We start from the raw sequence: 17,305 nt of genomic DNA, 5'->3' as shown, positions 1-17,305 counted from the left end.
AGAAACACTTACCTGACAAACCTACACCACGCGGCATCGATGTTGAAACCCAAGATCGGAAGGAGGAACTTTGCCATGCGCGACTTGAACTACCAGCTCAAACAGCTTTGTCACCGCAACCGCGATGGCAGCTTCGCGACGCAGGCCGACCGCGAGCGCTTGTTGAACCTGTGCGCGAACGACCTGGCGGGACGGGGCTTCCAGCATATGGGCGCGGACAGCCTGAAGCCGAAGCACGTGGCGGCGCTGCTCGAGAAGTGGAAGCAGGACCGCGTCGGCACAGGGACGCTCAAGAACCGCATGAGCGCCTTGCGCTGGTGGGCCGAGAAGATAGGCAAGGACAACATCATTGCGCGCACCAACGACGCGTATGGCATCGCGGAGCGGGTGTTTGTCACCAACGTGTCGAAGGCCAAGGTGCTCGATGCCGACATGCTCGCCCGCTTGACCGATCCCTATACGCGGATGTCATTGCAGTTGCAGGCCGCGTTTGGATTGCGGCGGGAGGAAAGCATCAAGATCAAGCCGGGGTGGGCGGACTGCGGGAGCTTCTTGCGGTTGCAGGATAGCTGGACCAAAGGTGGCAAGTATCGGGAGGTGCCGATTACGACTGCGCAGCAGCGTGCCGTGCTGGATGCGGCCAAGGCGCTGGCTGGGAAGGGTAGCATGATCCCGGCGGAGATGCGGTATCGGGACCAGTTGAACCGCTTTCGGGCGCAGTGCGATAAAGCGGGCATCCATGGCGTGCATGGGCTGCGGCATCAGTATGCGCAGCGGCGCTACGCGGAGTTGACCGGCTGGCTGTGCCCCGCGAGCGGCGGGCTCACGTCCAAGCAGTTGGATGCGACCGACAAATCGGTCGATCAAGCCGTGCGGCTGCAGTTGTCGGCGGAGATGGGCCATTTCCGCGAACAGGTCACTTCCATCTATCTGGGGCGATGACCGATCATTCGTATCACGGCCGCAATTTGTGGAAAGAATGTATGCAAGGGACAGCGTCAGTGCTGTTGGAACTATCACAGTGAGTCGCTATGACGCCCCACTGCTGCCTGCCGTTAAGAAATCAAAGGAGTGTATGATGACCACGACCAAAAGATTCCTCCGTTTGCCTGCGGTAATTGAGGCCACAGGATGGTCTCGTGCCACAATCTGGCGGAAGGTGAAAGCAGGCGTGTTGCCAGCGCCAATTCCCATCGGCCCGAAGTCCATCGCCTGGGACTCAGAGGAGATCGCGCAGTGGCAGCAGCGCTGCATTGACGCCAGCCGTGGAGTCACCTGAACGAGAGGTTGAACAAATGCGAGATCAGCAGTCTCCATTTACGCGCTCGTCCGGACGCTCTGGGCAGCATGTGCGCGACATGCTCGGCCTGTGCCCACCGGACGTCGCCCTGCTGCTCAGTGACGGTTACGCGGCCTATGCCAGTTACGCCAGGCAGGTCGGGCTGACGCATGCGCAATGCTGGGCGCATGCACGCCGGGAGGTGTTCGAGGCCAAGGAGGTCGAGCCAGCATCCTGCTGCCTTGGTCGAGTAACTCACACCGCGCGCGTGGAAGACCCTGTTTCCCGCCAATTCGCTGCGCTCTGATCTTTACCAGCGCAACGACCGCCAGTCACGTCAATAACGCCGGCTGGTTACCGCTTACAGGCGTGCTCGGAGGTGATTGAGGCGGGTTGGTGTCTTGAACAAGTGCGTTGGCGTGCTGGTGCAAAATTGCTGGGCCGCCGCGCCCAATAAGGTGAGCCAGATACATTAATCACGCGCTGCGGATTTGATAGTTGTTGCTATGTCAACGATACTTTGGCACGCGCAAATGTTATATTATCGGCCCGTCTCTGAATCCCCTTCATCACCCTCATGCCGATTACATTGCCACAGCTGGAACGTCATCTATTCAAGGCCGCCGATATCTTGCGCGGAAAGATGGATGCCTCTGAATTTAAAGAATATATCTTCGGGATGTTGTTCTTGAAACGTTGCTCCGACGTGTTCGACCAGCGTCGCGAACAGGTTGTCGCGCAGGAAAAGACGGGGGGTAAGTCAGAGGCTGATGCAGAGGCCAGTGCCGAGCTCAAACGCTGGTACGGTCAGTCCTTCTACGTACCACCGACTTCGCGCTGGAACTATCTGGTCAACGAGGCCCACGTCGATGTCGGCGGCTTTCTCAACCGTGCGCTCGGCGGCCTGGAAAGTAACAACTCCAGCCTGGCCGAGGTGCTCGAACACATCGACTTTTCGCGGAAGGTCGGGCAGAGCAAGATTCCCGACATCAAGCTGCGCCATCCGAGTACAAATCATAGGCGTGCCAGCAGGGATCAAGCTACTCGCACTGGCACTTAGCCCTTGTACAGTAATACTTTCCTGCGTTGATGAGATTACAGAATCGCCATTCGTAAAATCTTTGACCGATGCCCACGGAATAGGACCATTCCAGTAAGAAGGAACTTGCCTAGACGGCGTTCCTCCCCCGACTTGATTGGCGATCAGATCGCCGATTGGGCGCTCATCAAACATAACCAAGATCCTTGATGAACGAACGTAATACATCGGCAGCACTATTGCGCTCATTTTCAATGTCCGACAACGTTACACGATACTTGTCCCACCAATTCTCAAATGCCAATACCACTTGCTGACGGTGCGCGGTTATACAGCGCCCTAGGATCGCCTCCATGTCGTTGCGCAGAATGGTCAGCAACAGGCCAGCTGCTTTTGTCTCGTTCAGCACATCGACAGCCGCATTAAGCCGCACGGTAAAGTCCTGCTCCAGCGTCTTGATCTCCTTCTTCAACGCGACTAGCTGCGTTTTCAACACCTTGATCTGTGCCTCATCCACGGCAGGCTCGTCATCAGCGGCTTCGGCTTCATCGCCGTCTTCACTTGCGCTCTTGCTGGCCATAGCCGCCTTGATCTGGCTGTCCAGCTCAACCTTGCGCGTTTGCAGCGCCGTCTGTGCATCGACGAAGTCGGCCATCAGGAACTTGACCAGTTTATGATCGAGCGGCTGGTCCTTGCTTTGCTCGTCGTCCATCGACGCCAGTATGCTGGTTCGCCAGGCATCGACGACACCTTTGGCGCCACGCGCCATCAGTGTCATGAATTCATACTTTGCATCGTCCCAAAAGCCGGCCACGATGCCGCGCACCTGGAAGCGTCCCAACACGCCAGCCGGCTCCATCGCCTCGGCAAAGCTGTGCAACAAGTCGTTGCGCAGGCCAACGATACTGGCCGCGCCAGCAATGGCGGTGATGCGCGGGCTGTGTTCACGCCACCATGCGTCGAAGGCGTCGCGCACCGCCTGTTCGCGCTGTAGCAGGCCGGGGTTGGTTTCGATGACAAGCTTGATGGAGTGGCGGGTCGTCAGCTGCGGCGCAAAGTCGAAATAGTGAGCGTCGCGTTCGGTCAGCAGCGCCAGCGGATCGAGGCCGTGCGCGGCCAGTATGTCCATCTTCGCCGCCACTTCGGCCTTGGGCACACCGCCCAGCAAGTGGGCGCGCACGTCGTGCGGTTCAGGCGCTGGGGCGTTGTCGGCGTAGCGGCGGATGTTGAGGTTGTAGTCATTCTCGCGCAAGGTGGCCGTGCTGACGATGGCAGAAAAGCCCGGCTCGGCCTTGAAATTTTCAAAAGTGTTGACGATTTTTTCGATGTGCTCGGGCAGCAGGTAATTCTGCGCACGGCCCTCGAAATATTCGCGGTCGGCGTTGATGAACAGCACCTGCCCACGACGTTCGGCCACCTTGGCCGTAGGTAGGTCTGCATTTGCACCAATGGATGTCGCAATCAACCAGGACGTCAAGGCATTGGAAGACGATGGCACGCCGACCGGTCTGCACGCCGAGCATTTGCAACTGGCCGGGTTGGCGGGGCTGGTGGCCGCGCGTACATCGCCATCGCTGGCGGTCACGGTCACTCCGGTCGCGCTGGGCGCTGTGCATGTGGCGCGCATCGCCATACCCAAGGCGCATGGCGAAGTGGCGACCACCGGCGGCGTGTATCTGCGCCGGCGCCTGAAGGCCGACGGCCAGCCCGAATGCGTGGCGATGTTGCCGCATGAGCGCGCCAGCCGCGCCACCACCTTCGGCCTGGTGGACGCCTCCGCCCAGGCGGTTACCGGCGCCAAGCTGAGTGACCTGGACCCGCTGGAGCGCGAACGCCTGCGCCAGACCGTGCAGCAATATGGCGGCGACCGCGTGCTGCTTGAACTCGATGACGAAGCGCTCGATGGTGCGCTTGGATTGACCGCACGCCAGAGCGATGGCACCCGCGTGCCCACGCTGACGGGTCCGAGATGGGCATGATCGCCCCTGGCCACCTCGCCGACTTCGCGCTGCTGGACAGGGATTACTTCGCGGTTGCGGAGTCGCAGATCAAATCCATTTCCTCCGTCCTGACCGTCATGGACGGCCGGGTGGTGTACGGCGCGCAGGACTACCAATCGCTGTCGCCGGCATTGCCCGAGATCCTGCCCGCCTGGTCGCCGATCAAACACTTCGGCGGCTATCCCCAGGCTCGGTGAGGGCGTGGCGAGCGTGCGCGCGGCGTGGCTTGGCATTCCCTTGCTGCTGGCGGCCGATGCCGCGCTGGCGCAGTTCCGTCCATTGCGGTTCGACGACGATTTCAGCGCGCAGCGTCAGGGATGCGAAGAGATCAACAACCGTAGCGCATGCTGGAAAGACCGCCCGATAGCGGATCACGTCCGCCTGAGTATCGGCGGCGACCTGCGCTGGCGCTACGAGTACGCCGGCAATCCGCGCTATGGGCTGGAACGCCAGGACCGGTGGGGTGTGTTGATGCAGCGCGGTTCGGCCTTCGCGGACCTGCGCCTGGGCGGGCACTGGCGCGGCTTCGCCCAGTTGGCCAGCTCCTACGCCAACGGCCGCGCCGCAGGCCCATCTCCGGTGGACGAGAACCGGCTTGATCCCACCAACCTGTTCGTCGAATGGCAATCGGCGGGGGAGGGGGGAGGCAGGATTGGCGTGCGTGTCGGCGTTCAGGAACTGCAGTTCGGCTCGGGGCGCTCCATCGACGCCCGCGAGGGTCCGAACGTGAGGCGCAGCTTCGAAGCCGTGCGCGCCTATTTGGCCAGCGGTCCATGGCGTGTCGACGCCTTCGCCGCAGCGCCGCGGCAGAACCGTGCGGGCAGCTTCGATGACGCCCGCTCGCGGACCCAGGCGCTGCGCGGCATCTACGCCACCCGCACCGGCGGCGTCACCTCCTGGGACGTCTATGCGCTGCATTACGAGGACACCATTGCCCGTTACGTACAGGGCGTGGCGCATGAACGTCGCTGGTCGGCCGGCACCCGCGTGTTCGGCGGCCGCAATGCCTGGGACTGGAACGCGGAAGTTGCGGTGCAGGGCGGGCGCTTCGGCGCCGCCGGGATTCGTGCCTGGTCGCTCGCCACGGACACCGGCTACACCTTCGATGACGTGGGTGGCCGGCCAAGGGTGGCGCTGCTGCTCGCCATTGCCAGTGGCGACAAGAACCCGGACGACGACCGCCTGGGCACCCTCAATCCGCTCTACCCGCGAGGCAATTATTTTGGCGACGAAGCGACGCTAGGGCCACGCAACTTCTCCAACATCCACCCGGCGCTGACCCTGCGGCCGGCACCTGGGGTTCAGCTGAACGCCAGTCTCGACTTCTTCTGGCGTCACAGCACCCGCGATGGCGTGTATGCGCCCAACGGCATGCTGATCCGGGCCGCTGGTGATAGCCGTGCCCGCTATGTGGCGACCATCGCGTCGCTTGGCGCCATCTGGACGCTGGCCCCGGGCTGGTCCTCGACTGCGGTCGTGGCCTACGCGCAGCCTGGCGCATTCCTGCGCGAGACTGGTGCCGATGATCCGCTGAGCTTCATCAGCCTCAGTGTGCAGTACCGTTTTTGAACAAAGCCCAGTCAGGGCCGCTTTATTTTTTTGATAACGCTGGCCACTTTGGTGGTAATCATATCCACCGCCGGGCCATTGGCGCCGTGCGGAATAATGACATCGGCGTTGCGCTTGGTTGGCTCGATGAATTGCTTGTGCATCGGGCGCACCGTTTCCAGATACTGGCTGATGACGCTTTCCACCGAACGGCCGCGTTCCGTGATATCCCTCTGCATACGGCGGATGAAGCGGATGTCGGAGGCGGTGTCGACGAAGATCTTGAGCGACATCATGTCGCGCAAATCCTCGTCATACAGGGCAAACAGGCCTTCGATCACGATGACCGGTGCCGGCTTGACGGGAATGGTCCGGCTGGAGCGGTTGTGCAGCGTGAAGTCGTACTCCGGCATCTCGATCGCCTCGCCATTGCGCAAGGCTTGCACATGTTGCACCAGCAGCGACCATTCGAAAGCCTGCGGATGGTCGTAATTCGTCTGGCTGCGGACTTCAGGGCTGAGATGGGTCTGGTCGCAATAGTAATCGTCCTGCATGACGACCGAGACCATATCCGCGCCGAACGCAGCCAGCACCTTCTGGGACACAGTGGACTTGCCACTGCCGCTACCGCCTGCGACCCCAATAATAAACGGTTGGAAAGAAATCTTGTTCATACCGAATGATATCAGGGCCGCTTCAGCTGGCCGATAACGCTCGCCACCTTGGTCGTAATCACATCGACCGCCGGGCCATTTGCGCCGTGCGGAATAATGACATCGGCATGGCGCTTGGTTGGCTCGATGAACTGCTTGTGCATCGGGCGTACCGTGTCCAGATACTGGCCGACGACGCTGTCCACCGAGCGGCCGCGTTCGGTAATATCCCTTTGCATGCGGCGGATGAAGCGCACGTCGGAGGCGGTGTCCACAAAGATCTTGAGCGACATCATTTTGCGCAAATCCGCGTCATACAAGGCAAACAGGCCTTCGATCACGATAACCGGGGCTGGTTTGACCAAAATGGTCCTGTCGGAGCGGTTGTCGCGCGTGAAGTCGTACTCCGGCATCTCGATGGCTTCGCCATTGCGCAAGGCCTGGACGTGCTGTACCAGCAATGGCCAGTCGAAGGCCTGCGGATGGTCGTAATTCTGCTGGCGGCGGACTTCAGGGGTGAGATGGGTCTGGTCGCAATAGTAATCATCTTGCATCACGACCGAGACCATATCGGCGCCGAACGAAGCCAGAACTTGCTGGGACACTGTTGACTTGCCACTGCCGCTTCCGCCAGCGACACCAATGACAAATGGTTTGAAAGAAATCGTATTCATGCCGAATGATACCGGAACCGCGGCCGGACCGACAGGGAGCGGCGGTTGTCGGCGTCACCATAGCTGTGCTATTTTTGCATTCCGCGTACGGCGTACTGCGCAATTCTTTGCAGGCGCTGCGCCTGCCGACAACCCTGGAAATTAAACGTCATGCCGACTGACCCAATGTTCTTTTCCGATTCAAGCAAGTTCCGCGCATGGCTGGAGAAGAATGCCGCCACCGCGCCCGAGTTGCTGGTCGGATACCACAAGGTGGGCAGCGGCCAGCCGAGCATGTCGTGGTCGGAATCGGTGGACGAGGCGCTGTGCTTCGGCTGGATAGACGGCGTGCGCAGGCGCATCGACGACCACACTTATTCGATCCGCTTCACGCCGCGCCGCGCCACCTCCATTTGGAGCGCGATCAACATCGAGAAAATGGCCAAGCTTACGGCGGAAGGGCGCATGACGCCGGCCGGCGAGCAAGCCTTCGCGCTGCGCTCCGAAGCCAAGTCCGTCATCTATTCGCACGAGCAAGCCGAGACTGCCGAACTGTCGGCGGCCGAGCTGAAGCTATTCAAGGCCAACAAGCCAGCGCTGGCCTATTTCGAAGCCACGCCGCCCAGCTACAAAAAGCGCCTGCTGCACTGGATCGCCAGCGCCAAGCGGGCGGAGACGCGCGCATCGCGCTTCGCCAAACTGGTCGATGCGTGCGCGGCCGGCGAGCGCCTGGACTGGTCCGGCAAGCCAACTCAATAAGGGAACACGTCATGCCAGCATTCACGCCAGCGGAATTTGTCAAAGAGGAAGATCAAGCCGAGGGGGCGGCCGCTCCCAACCAGACGCTGTGGATTTCGGAGGCAGGCGGTCTGACCCAGTTCGGCGCCTTCGTGGAAGTGCTGCAGCCGGGCACGCGTTCGTCGATCAAGCACTGGCACAGCGCGGAGGATGAAATGGTGTATGTGCTGGAAGGGCAGGTGACGCTGGTCGAAGGCGACACTGAAACGCTGCTGAATCCCGGCGACGCGGCCACCTTCCGCGCCGGCGTTGCGCTGGGCCACTGCCTGTGGAACCGCAGCGCATCGCCCACGCGCTGCCTGGTGGTCGGCACCCGCGCCCCGGTCGACGACATCAGCTATCCGGACCACGACCGCATATGCCACCGCGACCGCTCGCTGCCGGACGACATCTGGCTGGACACGGCAGGCGCACCGGCGTCCAGCCCATACTAGCTGCGCGCTGCCTACTGGAGCGCGCCGTTATCAACTGAAATCAATCAAGTGGCTGGTTAAATCTACCAACGACGCCGCGCCGGCGTGTTGCGCCGTTATGCTATGGAACCCAACCTGGCAGACAAGGACGAACATGCTGAAACGGATTTTGTTGCCTCTGGCACTCGCTGCCGCCTTTCCGGCGCATGCGCAGACGGTTAAACCCATCAAGGTGCTGATCGTGACTGGCGGCTGCTGCCATAATTACCCGGCGCAGCGCGCCATTCTTGAAGCTGGCCTGAAGGCGCGCATTCCCGCCGAGGTCACGCACGCGTTCTACGATCCGAAACCGGGCGAAAAGGCGACGCGGCCCGCGCTGCCGATCTACGGCAATCCCCGTTACGCCGACGGCTATGACGTCGTGATCCACAACGAATGCGCCGCGGACGAAGACAGCGCCGCCATTGTCGATACCGTACTGGCGCCGCACCGCCAGGGCACGCCGGGCGTGAACCTGCATTGCGCCATGCATTCCTTCCGCTCCGGGGAATGGAAGCAGGCCGTGAAAGCGGGCGACGCCAACGCCAAGTGGTTTGAATACACGGGCATCCAGTCCACCGGCCACGGCCCGCAGTCGCCCATCCACCTGGCCGCCAGCACTGCCGGCCACCCCGTGGCCAAGGACTTCCAGCCGTTCGTGACTGCCAACGAAGAGCTGTACAACAACCTGACCCAGTTCAACGTCACGCCCGTGCTCACCGGCACCCAGCCGGAAGCGAAAGCCGAGGCCGAACGGGCGCTGCAGTTCAGCGTGGCCTGGACGCACCGCTACGGACCCAAGCAGGCCAAGGTGTTCAGCACCACGATGGCGCACAACGAAGCGGGCATGGCGGACCCGCGCTACCTGGACCTGGTGGCGCGCGGCGTGCTGTGGGCCACCGGCCACCTGCGCGACGATGGCCAGGCCGAAGCGGGCTACGCGTTGGCGAAGTAGTTGGTGAAGCAATGGGCATCAGTCCCTGCTCCAGCCGGCTGCGCGCTGCACTGCCTTTTCCCACATTGCCATCCGCGCAGCGCGTTCGCCGTGGCGGAGGGCGGGCTCGAAGCAGCGGCCGGCGCGCCATAAGCCTGCCAGATCGCTGACGCTGTCCCACATTCCCACGCCGAGCCCCGCAAGCTGCGCCGCGCCCAGCGCGGTGGTTTCGGTATTCACCGGCCGTACCACCGGCACGCCCAGCGCGTCGGCCATCAGCTGCAGCTGCAGGTCGCTGGCCGCGCCGCCGCCGTCGACACGCAGTTCGGACAAGGCGACACCCGCATCGGCTTCCATGGCGCGCAGCACCTCGGCCGTCTGGCAGGCGATGCCGTCGAGCGCGGCGCGCGCGATATGCGCCCTGGTCGTGCCCCGGTGCAGGCCGAGGATGGCGCCCCTGGCGTAGGCGTCCCAGTGCGGCGCGCCCAGCCCGGCGAAGGCCGGCACCAGGCAGACTCCGCCCGTGTCGCCGACGGTGGCCGCCAGCCGCTCCACCTCGGCGATATCGCCCACCATGCCCAGGCCGTCGCGCAGCCATTGCAAGGTGGCGCCGGCCATGAATACGCTGCCCTCCATCAGATGCGTCACGCCGCCCGTGCCGCTCCAGCCTATGGTGGACAGCAGGCGATGGCGCGACACGGCAGGGCGCGTGCCGGTGTTCATCAGCATGAAGCTGCCGGTGCCGATGGTGTTCTTGGCCATGCCGGGCGTGTGGCAGGCCTGCCCGAACGTGGCAGCCTGCTGGTCGCCTGCAATGCCGGCGATGGGGACAGCGCTGCCGAACATTTCGGGCAGCGTGTGCGCGGCCACGCCGCTGCTCACCACCACCTCAGGCAGCACGCCGGCCGGAATGCCGAACAGCTCCAGCAATTGCGAATCCCACTGCATGGTGGTGATGTTGAACAGCATGGTGCGCGAGGCGTTGCCGGCATCGGTGACGTGCGCGCCACTGAGCTTGAACACCAGCCAGGAATCGATGGTGCCAAACGCCAGTTCGCCGCGCTGCGCGCGCTGGCGGGCGCCGGGGATGTGGTCGAGCATCCATTTCAGCTTGGTGGCGGAGAAGTAGGCGTCGATCTCCAGGCCGGTCTTTTCGCGCACGGTTTCCTGCATGCCCGCTTCATGCAGCCGCTCGCAATCGGCGGCCGTGCGCCGGTCCTGCCAGACGATGGCGTTCATCAGCGGTTCGCCGGTGGCGCGGTCCCACAGCACGGTGGTCTCGCGCTGGTTGGCAATGCCGATGGCGGCCAGCCGGGACGCGCCGACGCCATGCGTGGCCAGCACCTGGCGGGCGGCCGACAATTGCGAGTCCCAGATGGCGCGCGGATCGTGTTCCACCCAGCCGGGCTGGGGGAATATCTGGGGGAAGGCGTTTTGGGCCATGCCTACCACGCCGCATGCGCAGTCGAACAGCACGGCGCGCGAGCTGGAAGTACCCTGGTCCAGGGCGAGGACGTAGCGCCGCACGGTCAGGCGCTCCTTGCGCCGGCTGCGCTGCCGGCAATGCCGCTGCCGCTGTGCAGCCGCAGCCAGTCGCTTACTGCTGCTGTGGCGCGCGCCGGTGCGCCAAGGCCGAGTTTCGTGCGGCGCCACAGCACGTCGTCGGCGGTGCGCGCCCATTCGGTGTTCATCAGATATGCCAGTTCGCGTTCATACAGCTGCGGCGCGATTTCGGCGCCCATGCCGGCGCAATCGCAGCAGCCAGCCAGCATGCGGTGCACGCGCGTCCCGTAGGCGCGGGCATAGCGCTGCAGAAGCGCGGGCGGCAGCCACGGATAGCGTGTCGCCAGGCCGGCCGCGAAGGCTGGAAAGTGTGCCACGGATGCATTGCCTGCGGCAGCGCCAAGCAGGTCGCCGCCCGGAAGGCAGGCGGTGGCGGTCCAGGCTTTGCCTGGTATGGAGATCATTTCTCCCAGCTGGTCCACTGCCTGTTCCGCCAGCGTGCGGTAGGTCGTCACCTTGCCGCCGAACACGGACAGCAGCGGCGCGCTGCGCCCGTCCGCAACGATTTCATAGTCGCGGGTGAGCGCCTGCGCGCTGCCGGCGCCGTTGTCGATCAGCGGCCGTACGCCGGCGTAGCTCCACACCACGTCGCCAGCCGCAATCCTGGTGCGGAAGTAGGTGTTGCTCAACTCGCACAGATAATCCACTTCGCTCCTGCTGATCTGCACCTGCCCCGGGTCGCCGTCGTAATCCATGTCGGTCGTGCCGATCAGGGTGTAGTCGGCCTGGTAGGGGATGGCGAACACAATGCGCCCGTCCGGGTGCTGGAAGATATAGGCATGATCGTGGTCGAACAGCTTGCGTACCACGATGTGACTGCCCTTGACCAGCCGCAGCGGGCGCTGCCGCGCGCCGTCCGCCATCGCGTGCAGCTTCATCGCCCATGCCCCGCCGGCGTTGACCAGGCTGGCGGCGCGCACCGCGATGCGGCTGCCGTCTTCCCGCTGCAGTTCCGCGTGCCAGCGCCCGTTGTGCGCCGCAGCCGACACGCAGCGGGTGCGAGTCAGTATGCGCGCGCCATGTTCCGCCGCCGCGACGGCGTTCAGCACCACCAGGCGCGCGTCGTCCACCGAGGCGTCGGAATAGAGGAAGCCGCGTTCCATCCCGGGGGCGAGCGGAACGCCGGCCGGGTGCTGACGCAACGCCACCTGGCGCGAGGCGGGCAGCAGCTCGCGCCGCGCCAGCCTGTCGTACAGGAACAGGCCGCAGCGCAGCATCCACGCCGGGCGCAGCCCCTTCACGTGCGGCATGACGAAACGCAGTTCGCGGATCAGGTGCGGCGCGCTGCGCATCAGCACTTCGCGTTCGCGCAGCGCCTTGCGCACCAGGCCGAACTCGTAGTACTGCAGGTAGCGCAAACCGCCGTGTATCAGCTTGGAGGAGGCGGAGGACGTGTGGGCGCCCAGGTCGTCCTGCTCGCACAGGATGACGGACAGGCCGCGTCCCGCCGCGTCGCGCGCGATCCCGGCGCCGTTGATGCCGCCGCCCACCACCAGCACGTCGCACTTGGCCGATTCGGTCGGCGTGTCGGTTCTCCCCATCGTCATGCCGTCACGCGGGCCAGCCATGCCAGCAGGTTGGCGATCACCTCGGCGCGGTTGGTTTCGTTGAGCACTTCGTGGCGCGCGCCGCCGTAGACGTGGGTGGACACGTCGCGCATGCCGGCCTGGCGCAGGCGCCACACCAGCACGTCGAACCAGGCCAGCATCCCGTTCACCGGATCGCGGTCGCCGGTGAACAGCAGCAGCGGCAGGTCCTTCGGCAGCCGCTCCAGTTGCGCCGCGTCGGCGGTGCGAGCGCCCGTATCGAAAATCGAGAACAGCGACGCTTCGGTCAGCGGGAAGCCGCACAGCGGGTCGGCCATATAGGCGGCGGGAACGGCGGGGTCGCGGCTGAGCCAGTCCACCGGCGTGGCGGCGTTGGGCACCGTGGCGTTGGCTGTTTCCACGGTCCAGCCGGAGACGCGCGGATCGAGCAGCTCCAGTGCCGTGGTGCCCGACAGCGCGCACGCATGCAGCAGGTGCGCGTGGTCGAGCAGGTAGATCTGCGCGGCCATCGATCCCATGCTGTGCGCCAGCATCACCAGCGGCACGCCGGGATGCGCGGCGCGGACGTGGCGCGACGCCGCCGCCATGTCGTCCACCAGGCCCTGGAAGCCGCGCGCACCGAAGTCGCCCAGCTCGCGGCGGCGCCGCGCAAGCGCGCCGTGCCCGCGATGTTCGCCTGCGTAGACAGCATAGCCGGCCTCCAGCAGCGCTTCGGCCACGTGCTGGTAGCGCGCCGAGTGCTCGGCCATGCCGTGCACGATCTGCACCACGGCCCTGGGCGCCGCCCGCTGCCAGCACAGGATGTCGATGGCCTGGCCGTCGTTGGCTTCCAGGGTGATGCGTTCGGCGGGGTGTTTCATTGCGACCTCCATGTCAGTAGCGCACCGTCAGGTCGACGCCGTAGCGGCGCGGGTAGGGCACGGTGGTGAAGCGGGTCTGCGAGGTGGCGTCCAGCACGATGCCGGCCGGGTTGCGGTTGTCGCTCAGGTTCTTGCCGTACAGCGCCACCTCCACCTTTTTCGAGGGGCTGAGCAGGGCGATGCGGGCAGACACGTCGCGCGTGACGCCGACCCGCGAGGCGGGCACGTTCGTGGCGAGGAAGTACTGTTCGCCGATCACGCTGGCGTCGCCATGGAAGTTCAGCTTGTAGCCGCCCAGCGGCAGGCTGTAGTCGATGCCGGCGTTGGCGGTGTAGCGCGGCGCTTCGATCATGCGCTTGCCCGACAGGTCCACGCCGTTCAGCAGCAGCTCGCGGTACTTCCCGTTCAGCAGGCCCACGCTGGCGTTCACGCGCAGTTCGCGGGTGGCTTGCAGCGCCGCCTCGAACTCGGCGCCGGTGATGCGCGACTGGCCCGCGTTGACCAGCTGCTGCGTGCCGATGCCCACCACGTTGAGGAACTGCTGCTGCTTGAAGTCGTAGCGGAAGGCGGACGCGTTCAGCGTCAGCCTGCGGTCCCACATCTGCGACTTCACACCCGCTTCGTAGGAGTTCAGGTATTCAGGCTTGGCGGTATTCAGGTCGGCCGCGTTGGTCAGCGCGCCGCCGTTGAAGGCGCTGCTGCGGTAGCCGCGCGCATAGTGGCCATACGCCATCACGTCGCGCGAGAGCTTGTAGCTGGCGCCCAGCCGTCCGGTCGGCTTGGCGTCGCTGTAGTCGAGCGTGGGCTGCACCGGCACCACGGGCGTGACGTGGAAGCCGCGCATCTCGCCTTGGTCGCGCGTGTAGCGCAAGCCGCCGTAGATGGTGGCGCGTTCGTTCAGCTCATACGTCCCGTCCACGTAGGCCGCGTTGGAGCGGCGCGCCTGGTTGTATTTCTGGCGCAGGATGGGCAGCACCGGCGGGCCGCCGAAGATGGTGTAGGTGGTGCCGATGTCTACCTTGTCGCGCTGGTGGTACAGGCCGGCGATGAACTGGAACGGGCCGTCGAAGGAGCTGGAGAAGCGCAAGTCCTGGCTGAACTCGTGCGTTTTTGAAGTGAAGTCGATGTGCAGCAACGGGTCCATGGTGCCGTCGGCGTCCACCAGGTTGAGGAAGCGGCCGTTCAGGAAGGAGGTGATGGAAGTGACGGTGCCGTGTTCCAGGCGCTTGTTGAGCGTGAGGTAGCCGCCGCTGCCGCGCACTTCGATGTTGCCCGAACGGTCGGTGGCCACTTCGCGGTCGCCCAGGCGCGCGCCGGTGAAGGGATTGATGCGCGGGTTCTTGCCCAGCGCATTCAAGCCGTCGGCCGCCAGCCCTTCGTTGGTGGCGCCCACCGCCTCCGGGTTGTTGCGCACGGCGAACAGGCGCAGCGTGCCGTTCAGGCCACTCTCGTCCTTGTAGCCCAGGGTCAGGCGCACGGCCTTGCGGTCGATGTTGGACAAGTCGTGGCCGGCCGGGTTCACGTTATGGATGTAGCCGTCCGAATGCGCGCCGGTGAAGGCCAGGCGCGCGCTCAGGCGGTTCTCTATCAGCGGCGCTTCCAGCACGCCCTTGGCTTCGCGGTAGCCGTTGCTGCCCACGCCCACCGTCATTTCCGCCTGCGGGCGGAAGGTGGGCTTTTTCGAAATGAAGTTGACCGCGCCGGCGGTGGTGTTCTTGCCGAACAGCGTGCCCTGCGGCCCGCGCAGCACTTCCACTCGCTCGATGTCGAAGATCTGCGCACCGCCCAGGTATTGCGCGCCGACGTACACTTCGTCGAAGAAGGCGCCGGTGGGCGAGATGGCGTTCAGGTTGAATTCCGAGCTGGAGATGCCGCGCAGCGAGAACTTCGGCTGCGACTCGTCGCCCAGCACCGACACGCGCAGGTTGGCCACCAGGCGCGCGATCTCGGTGCCGGTATCGAGCTTGGCGTTGGCCAGCGTCTGCGCGCTCATGGCGTTCACCGACAGCGGCACCTCCTGCAGCAGCTGCTCGCGCTTCTGGGCGGTGACCACCACCTTGTTGGTGTCGGCGATTTCTTCGGCCGGCGGGGCGGTGTGTTCCTGCTGCGCGTGGACGGTAGCGGCCAGGCCCAGCATGGCAGCCGCGCCGAGGACATTGGTATAGTTCATTGCTTGTCTCCTTCTTTATAGTTGTGGCACTGCTTACATCAAGTGATTGCGGTACTGCTCCCTGATCCTGTTCTTCTGAATTTTTCCCGTCGGTCCCATGGGCAGGCTGTCGACGAAGACCACGTCGTCCGGTATCCACCAGCGCGCCACCTTGCCGTTGAAGTGCGCCAGCAGCGCATGGGGTTCCAGCTCGCAGCCGGGCTTGCGCACCACCACCAGCAAGGGCCGCTCCTCCCACTTCGGATGCGCCACGGCGATGCAGGCCGCCTGCTGCACGGCCGGATGCGCCATGGCGATGTTTTCCAGGTCGATCGAACCTATCCACTCGCCGCCGGACTTGATCAGGTCCTTGCTGCGGTCGGTGATGCGCATGTAGCCGTCGGCGGTAATGGTGGACACGTCGCCGGTGGGGAACCAGCCGCCTTCCAGCGCCGAGCCTGGCGGCTGGCCGAAGTAGGCGTCCGCCACCCACGGACCGCGCACCATCAGGTGGCCGGCGGCGTTGCCGTCCCACGGCAGTTCGGCGCCGTCGTCGTCCACGATCTTCATGTCCACGCCGAAAGGCACGCGGCCCTGCGCCTGCAGCAGCCGGCGCTGCTCCTCGGCCGGCAGGTCCAGGTGGTGCGCCTGCAGCGTGCAGACGGTGGCGATGGGGGACAGCTCGGTCATGCCGAAGGCGTGGACCACCTGCACGCCATACTCTTCGCGCAGGCCATCCATCAGCGCCGGCGGGCAGGCCGAACCGCCGATCACCGTGCGCGCGAACGTGGAGAAACGCAGTCCGTTGGCGCGCACGTGGTTGAGCAGGCCCAGCCAGATGGTGGGCACGCCGGCCGAGAAGGTTACGCCTTCCTGCTCGAACAGCTGGTACAGCGAAGCGCCGTCCAGCGCGGGGCCTGGCAGCACCAGCTTGGCGCCCACCAGCACGGCCGAATAGGGCAGCCCCCAGGCGTTCACATGGAACATCGGCACCACGGGCATGACACAGTCGCGCGCCGACAGGTTGAGCATGTCCGGCGCCACAGAGGCGTAGGAGTGCAGCATGGTGGAGCGGTGCGAGTACAGCACCCCTTTGGGATTGCCGGTGGTGCCCGAGGTGTAGCACAGGCCGCAGGCGGCATCCTCGTCGAACACCGGCCAGCTGTAGTCGCCGTCCTGCGCGGCCAGCAGGTCTTCATAGCAGGCCAGGCGGGGAATGCCCTTGATGCCGATAGCGTCCTTGTCCATCACGATGAAGGCCTTTACCCGCGTGCAGTGGGGCGCAATGGCCTGCACCAGCGGCGCCAGCGAACGCTCGAAGAACAGGTAGTCGTCGCCGGCGTCGTTGATGATGAAGGCCAACTGCTCGGCGTGCAGGCGCGGATTGATGGTGTGGATCACGGCGCCGAAGCCGGACACCGCGTAGTACAGCTCCAGGTGGCGGTAGCCGTTCCACGCCAGCGTGCCGACGCGGTCGCCCATGCGCACGTCCAGGGCGGCCAGCGCGCCGGCCAGGCGCTGCGCGCGGGCGTGGCAGTCGCGGTAGGTGTAGCGGTGCAGGCTGCCGTCGTCGCAGCGCGAGACGATTTCGCGCGCGCCGAAGTGGCGCTCGGCATGGCGCAGGATGGCGGAAATGAGCAAGGGGCGGCGCATCATCTGGCCGGGCAACGGACTGTGGACGTGCTGGTACATAAAGGTCTCCTGGCGCGTGCGGCGGAAAAAGAGCTGTCCGCGCCGCGCTGTTTCGGTGATAGTATTTTGTAGACACTGTAGGCGAGGGGGCGGTGCGCGTCTTGCCCCCGGCGGCCAAGTTATTGTTTTGCGGAGACA

Annotated in this window: 18 protein-coding genes; 10 read left to right on the top strand and 8 right to left on the bottom strand. The window is 64.6% G+C overall.

The window, feature by feature from the left end; translation table 11 throughout:
• Positions 1-75 precede the first annotated feature (75 nt).
• From AC56DV_RS24270 to AC56DV_RS24255, 4 genes are all read left to right on the top strand, one after another.
• Complete coding sequence (locus AC56DV_RS24270; RefSeq protein WP_496316782.1) at positions 76-942, top strand: phage integrase N-terminal domain-containing protein; 867 nt, start codon at positions 76-78, stop codon at positions 940-942.
• A complete protein-coding gene (locus AC56DV_RS24265; RefSeq protein WP_496316781.1) occupies positions 842-1,279 on the top strand; it encodes a helix-turn-helix transcriptional regulator in 438 nt (145 codons plus the stop codon). Before AC56DV_RS24270 ends, AC56DV_RS24265 begins: the two co-directional genes overlap by 101 nt.
• 16 nt (positions 1,280-1,295) lie before the next feature.
• On the top strand, positions 1,296-1,586 hold the full coding sequence (locus AC56DV_RS24260; protein WP_496316780.1) for an IS66 family transposase: 291 nt from the start codon (positions 1,296-1,298) through the stop codon (positions 1,584-1,586).
• A gap of 270 nt (positions 1,587-1,856) precedes the next feature.
• On the top strand, positions 1,857-2,339 hold the full coding sequence (locus AC56DV_RS24255) for a type I restriction-modification system subunit M N-terminal domain-containing protein (protein ID WP_496316779.1): 483 nt from the start codon (positions 1,857-1,859) through the stop codon (positions 2,337-2,339).
• 166 nt (positions 2,340-2,505) lie between these two features.
• Here the strand turns inward: AC56DV_RS24255 and AC56DV_RS24250 are convergent, their stop codons facing one another.
• On the bottom strand, positions 2,506-3,903 hold the full coding sequence (locus tag AC56DV_RS24250) for an N-6 DNA methylase (RefSeq protein ID WP_496316778.1): 1,398 nt from the start codon (positions 3,901-3,903) through the stop codon (positions 2,506-2,508).
• Between AC56DV_RS24250 and AC56DV_RS24245 the strand changes: the two genes are divergently transcribed.
• Genes AC56DV_RS24245 through AC56DV_RS24235 form a run of 3 tightly spaced genes read left to right on the top strand, consistent with a single transcriptional unit; the run spans position 3,869 to position 5,887 of the window.
• On the top strand, positions 3,869-4,297 hold the full coding sequence (locus AC56DV_RS24245) for a hypothetical protein (protein WP_496316777.1): 429 nt from the start codon (positions 3,869-3,871) through the stop codon (positions 4,295-4,297). The two genes, AC56DV_RS24250 and AC56DV_RS24245, sit on opposite strands and share 35 nt — an antisense overlap.
• Complete coding sequence (locus tag AC56DV_RS24240) at positions 4,294-4,515, top strand: amidohydrolase family protein (RefSeq protein WP_496316776.1); 222 nt, start codon at positions 4,294-4,296, stop codon at positions 4,513-4,515. The genes AC56DV_RS24245 and AC56DV_RS24240 overlap by 4 nt, the downstream gene beginning before the upstream one ends.
• A 4-nt stretch (positions 4,516-4,519) precedes the next feature.
• A complete protein-coding gene (locus AC56DV_RS24235; protein WP_496316775.1) occupies positions 4,520-5,887 on the top strand; it encodes an alginate export family protein in 1,368 nt (455 codons plus the stop codon).
• An 11-nt stretch (positions 5,888-5,898) separates the two neighbouring features.
• On the opposite strand, the gene udk (AC56DV_RS24230) is transcribed toward AC56DV_RS24235, so the two are convergent.
• Both udk (AC56DV_RS24230) and udk (AC56DV_RS24225) read right to left on the bottom strand, forming a co-directional pair.
• Entirely contained in the window at positions 5,899-6,540 is a 642-nt protein-coding gene (gene udk / locus AC56DV_RS24230) for a uridine kinase (protein ID WP_496316774.1), read from the bottom strand.
• Positions 6,541-6,551: 11 nt separating this feature from the next.
• On the bottom strand, positions 6,552-7,193 hold the full coding sequence (gene udk / locus AC56DV_RS24225) for a uridine kinase (RefSeq protein WP_496316773.1): 642 nt from the start codon (positions 7,191-7,193) through the stop codon (positions 6,552-6,554).
• A 150-nt stretch (positions 7,194-7,343) separates the two neighbouring features.
• On the opposite strand from udk (AC56DV_RS24225), the gene AC56DV_RS24220 reads away from it, so the two are divergent.
• From AC56DV_RS24220 to AC56DV_RS24210, 3 genes are all read left to right on the top strand, one after another.
• On the top strand, positions 7,344-7,931 hold the full coding sequence (locus tag AC56DV_RS24220) for a YdeI/OmpD-associated family protein (protein ID WP_496316772.1): 588 nt from the start codon (positions 7,344-7,346) through the stop codon (positions 7,929-7,931).
• Between the two features lie 11 nt (positions 7,932-7,942).
• The gene (locus AC56DV_RS24215; protein WP_496316771.1) at positions 7,943-8,404 is read left to right on the top strand and encodes a cupin domain-containing protein; all 462 of its coding nucleotides are present in this window, start codon (positions 7,943-7,945) and stop codon (positions 8,402-8,404) included.
• A gap of 133 nt (positions 8,405-8,537) precedes the next feature.
• Complete coding sequence (locus AC56DV_RS24210) at positions 8,538-9,377, top strand: ThuA domain-containing protein (protein WP_496316770.1); 840 nt, start codon at positions 8,538-8,540, stop codon at positions 9,375-9,377.
• Positions 9,378-9,395: 18 nt separating this feature from the next.
• Here the strand turns inward: AC56DV_RS24210 and glpK are convergent, their stop codons facing one another.
• Genes glpK through AC56DV_RS24185 form a run of 5 tightly spaced genes read right to left on the bottom strand, consistent with a single transcriptional unit; the run spans position 9,396 to position 17,167 of the window.
• Positions 9,396-10,883: a glycerol kinase GlpK gene (glpK, locus tag AC56DV_RS24205; protein WP_496316769.1), complete on the bottom strand. Its 1,488-nt coding sequence runs from the start codon at positions 10,881-10,883 to the stop codon at positions 9,396-9,398.
• A gap of 2 nt (positions 10,884-10,885) precedes the next feature.
• Positions 10,886-12,460 carry a glycerol-3-phosphate dehydrogenase gene (gene glpD / locus AC56DV_RS24200; RefSeq protein ID WP_496317278.1) on the bottom strand — a complete coding sequence of 525 codons (1,575 nt, stop codon included), beginning with the start codon at positions 12,458-12,460 and terminating at the stop codon, positions 10,886-10,888.
• A gap of 2 nt (positions 12,461-12,462) precedes the next feature.
• A complete protein-coding gene (locus AC56DV_RS24195) occupies positions 12,463-13,326 on the bottom strand; it encodes an alpha/beta fold hydrolase (RefSeq protein ID WP_496316768.1) in 864 nt (287 codons plus the stop codon).
• A 13-nt stretch (positions 13,327-13,339) separates the two neighbouring features.
• Positions 13,340-15,496 carry a TonB-dependent receptor gene (locus tag AC56DV_RS24190; RefSeq protein ID WP_496316767.1) on the bottom strand — a complete coding sequence of 719 codons (2,157 nt, stop codon included), beginning with the start codon at positions 15,494-15,496 and terminating at the stop codon, positions 13,340-13,342.
• 33 nt (positions 15,497-15,529) lie between these two features.
• On the bottom strand, positions 15,530-17,167 hold the full coding sequence (locus AC56DV_RS24185) for a 3-(methylthio)propionyl-CoA ligase (protein ID WP_496316766.1): 1,638 nt from the start codon (positions 17,165-17,167) through the stop codon (positions 15,530-15,532).
• Positions 17,168-17,305 lie beyond the last annotated feature (138 nt).

Source organism: Massilia sp. BGA-UO-ETr-WB1 (assembly GCF_059567845.1).
Note: the sequence above shows the minus strand (reverse complement) of the source record. Positions and strands in the feature narration are given on the sequence as shown.

Coding starts and splice junctions, on each gene's coding strand:
- AC56DV_RS24270 (WP_496316782.1), top strand. CDS start 76: ATGCGCGACTTGAACTACCAGCTCAAACAGCTTTGTCACCGCAACCGC.
- AC56DV_RS24265 (WP_496316781.1), top strand. CDS start 842: ATGCGACCGACAAATCGGTCGATCAAGCCGTGCGGCTGCAGTTGTCGG.
- AC56DV_RS24260 (WP_496316780.1), top strand. CDS start 1,296: ATGCGAGATCAGCAGTCTCCATTTACGCGCTCGTCCGGACGCTCTGGG.
- AC56DV_RS24255 (WP_496316779.1), top strand. CDS start 1,857: ATGCCGATTACATTGCCACAGCTGGAACGTCATCTATTCAAGGCCGCC.
- AC56DV_RS24240 (WP_496316776.1), top strand. CDS start 4,294: ATGATCGCCCCTGGCCACCTCGCCGACTTCGCGCTGCTGGACAGGGAT.
- udk (WP_496316774.1), bottom strand. CDS start 6,540: ATGAACAAGATTTCTTTCCAACCGTTTATTATTGGGGTCGCAGGCGGT.
- udk (WP_496316773.1), bottom strand. CDS start 7,193: ATGAATACGATTTCTTTCAAACCATTTGTCATTGGTGTCGCTGGCGGA.
- AC56DV_RS24220 (WP_496316772.1), top strand. CDS start 7,344: ATGCCGACTGACCCAATGTTCTTTTCCGATTCAAGCAAGTTCCGCGCA.
- AC56DV_RS24215 (WP_496316771.1), top strand. CDS start 7,943: ATGCCAGCATTCACGCCAGCGGAATTTGTCAAAGAGGAAGATCAAGCC.
- AC56DV_RS24210 (WP_496316770.1), top strand. CDS start 8,538: ATGCTGAAACGGATTTTGTTGCCTCTGGCACTCGCTGCCGCCTTTCCG.
- glpD (WP_496317278.1), bottom strand. CDS start 12,460: ATGGGGAGAACCGACACGCCGACCGAATCGGCCAAGTGCGACGTGCTG.
- AC56DV_RS24195 (WP_496316768.1), bottom strand. CDS start 13,326: ATGAAACACCCCGCCGAACGCATCACCCTGGAAGCCAACGACGGCCAG.
- AC56DV_RS24190 (WP_496316767.1), bottom strand. CDS start 15,496: ATGAACTATACCAATGTCCTCGGCGCGGCTGCCATGCTGGGCCTGGCC.
- AC56DV_RS24185 (WP_496316766.1), bottom strand. CDS start 17,167: ATGTACCAGCACGTCCACAGTCCGTTGCCCGGCCAGATGATGCGCCGC.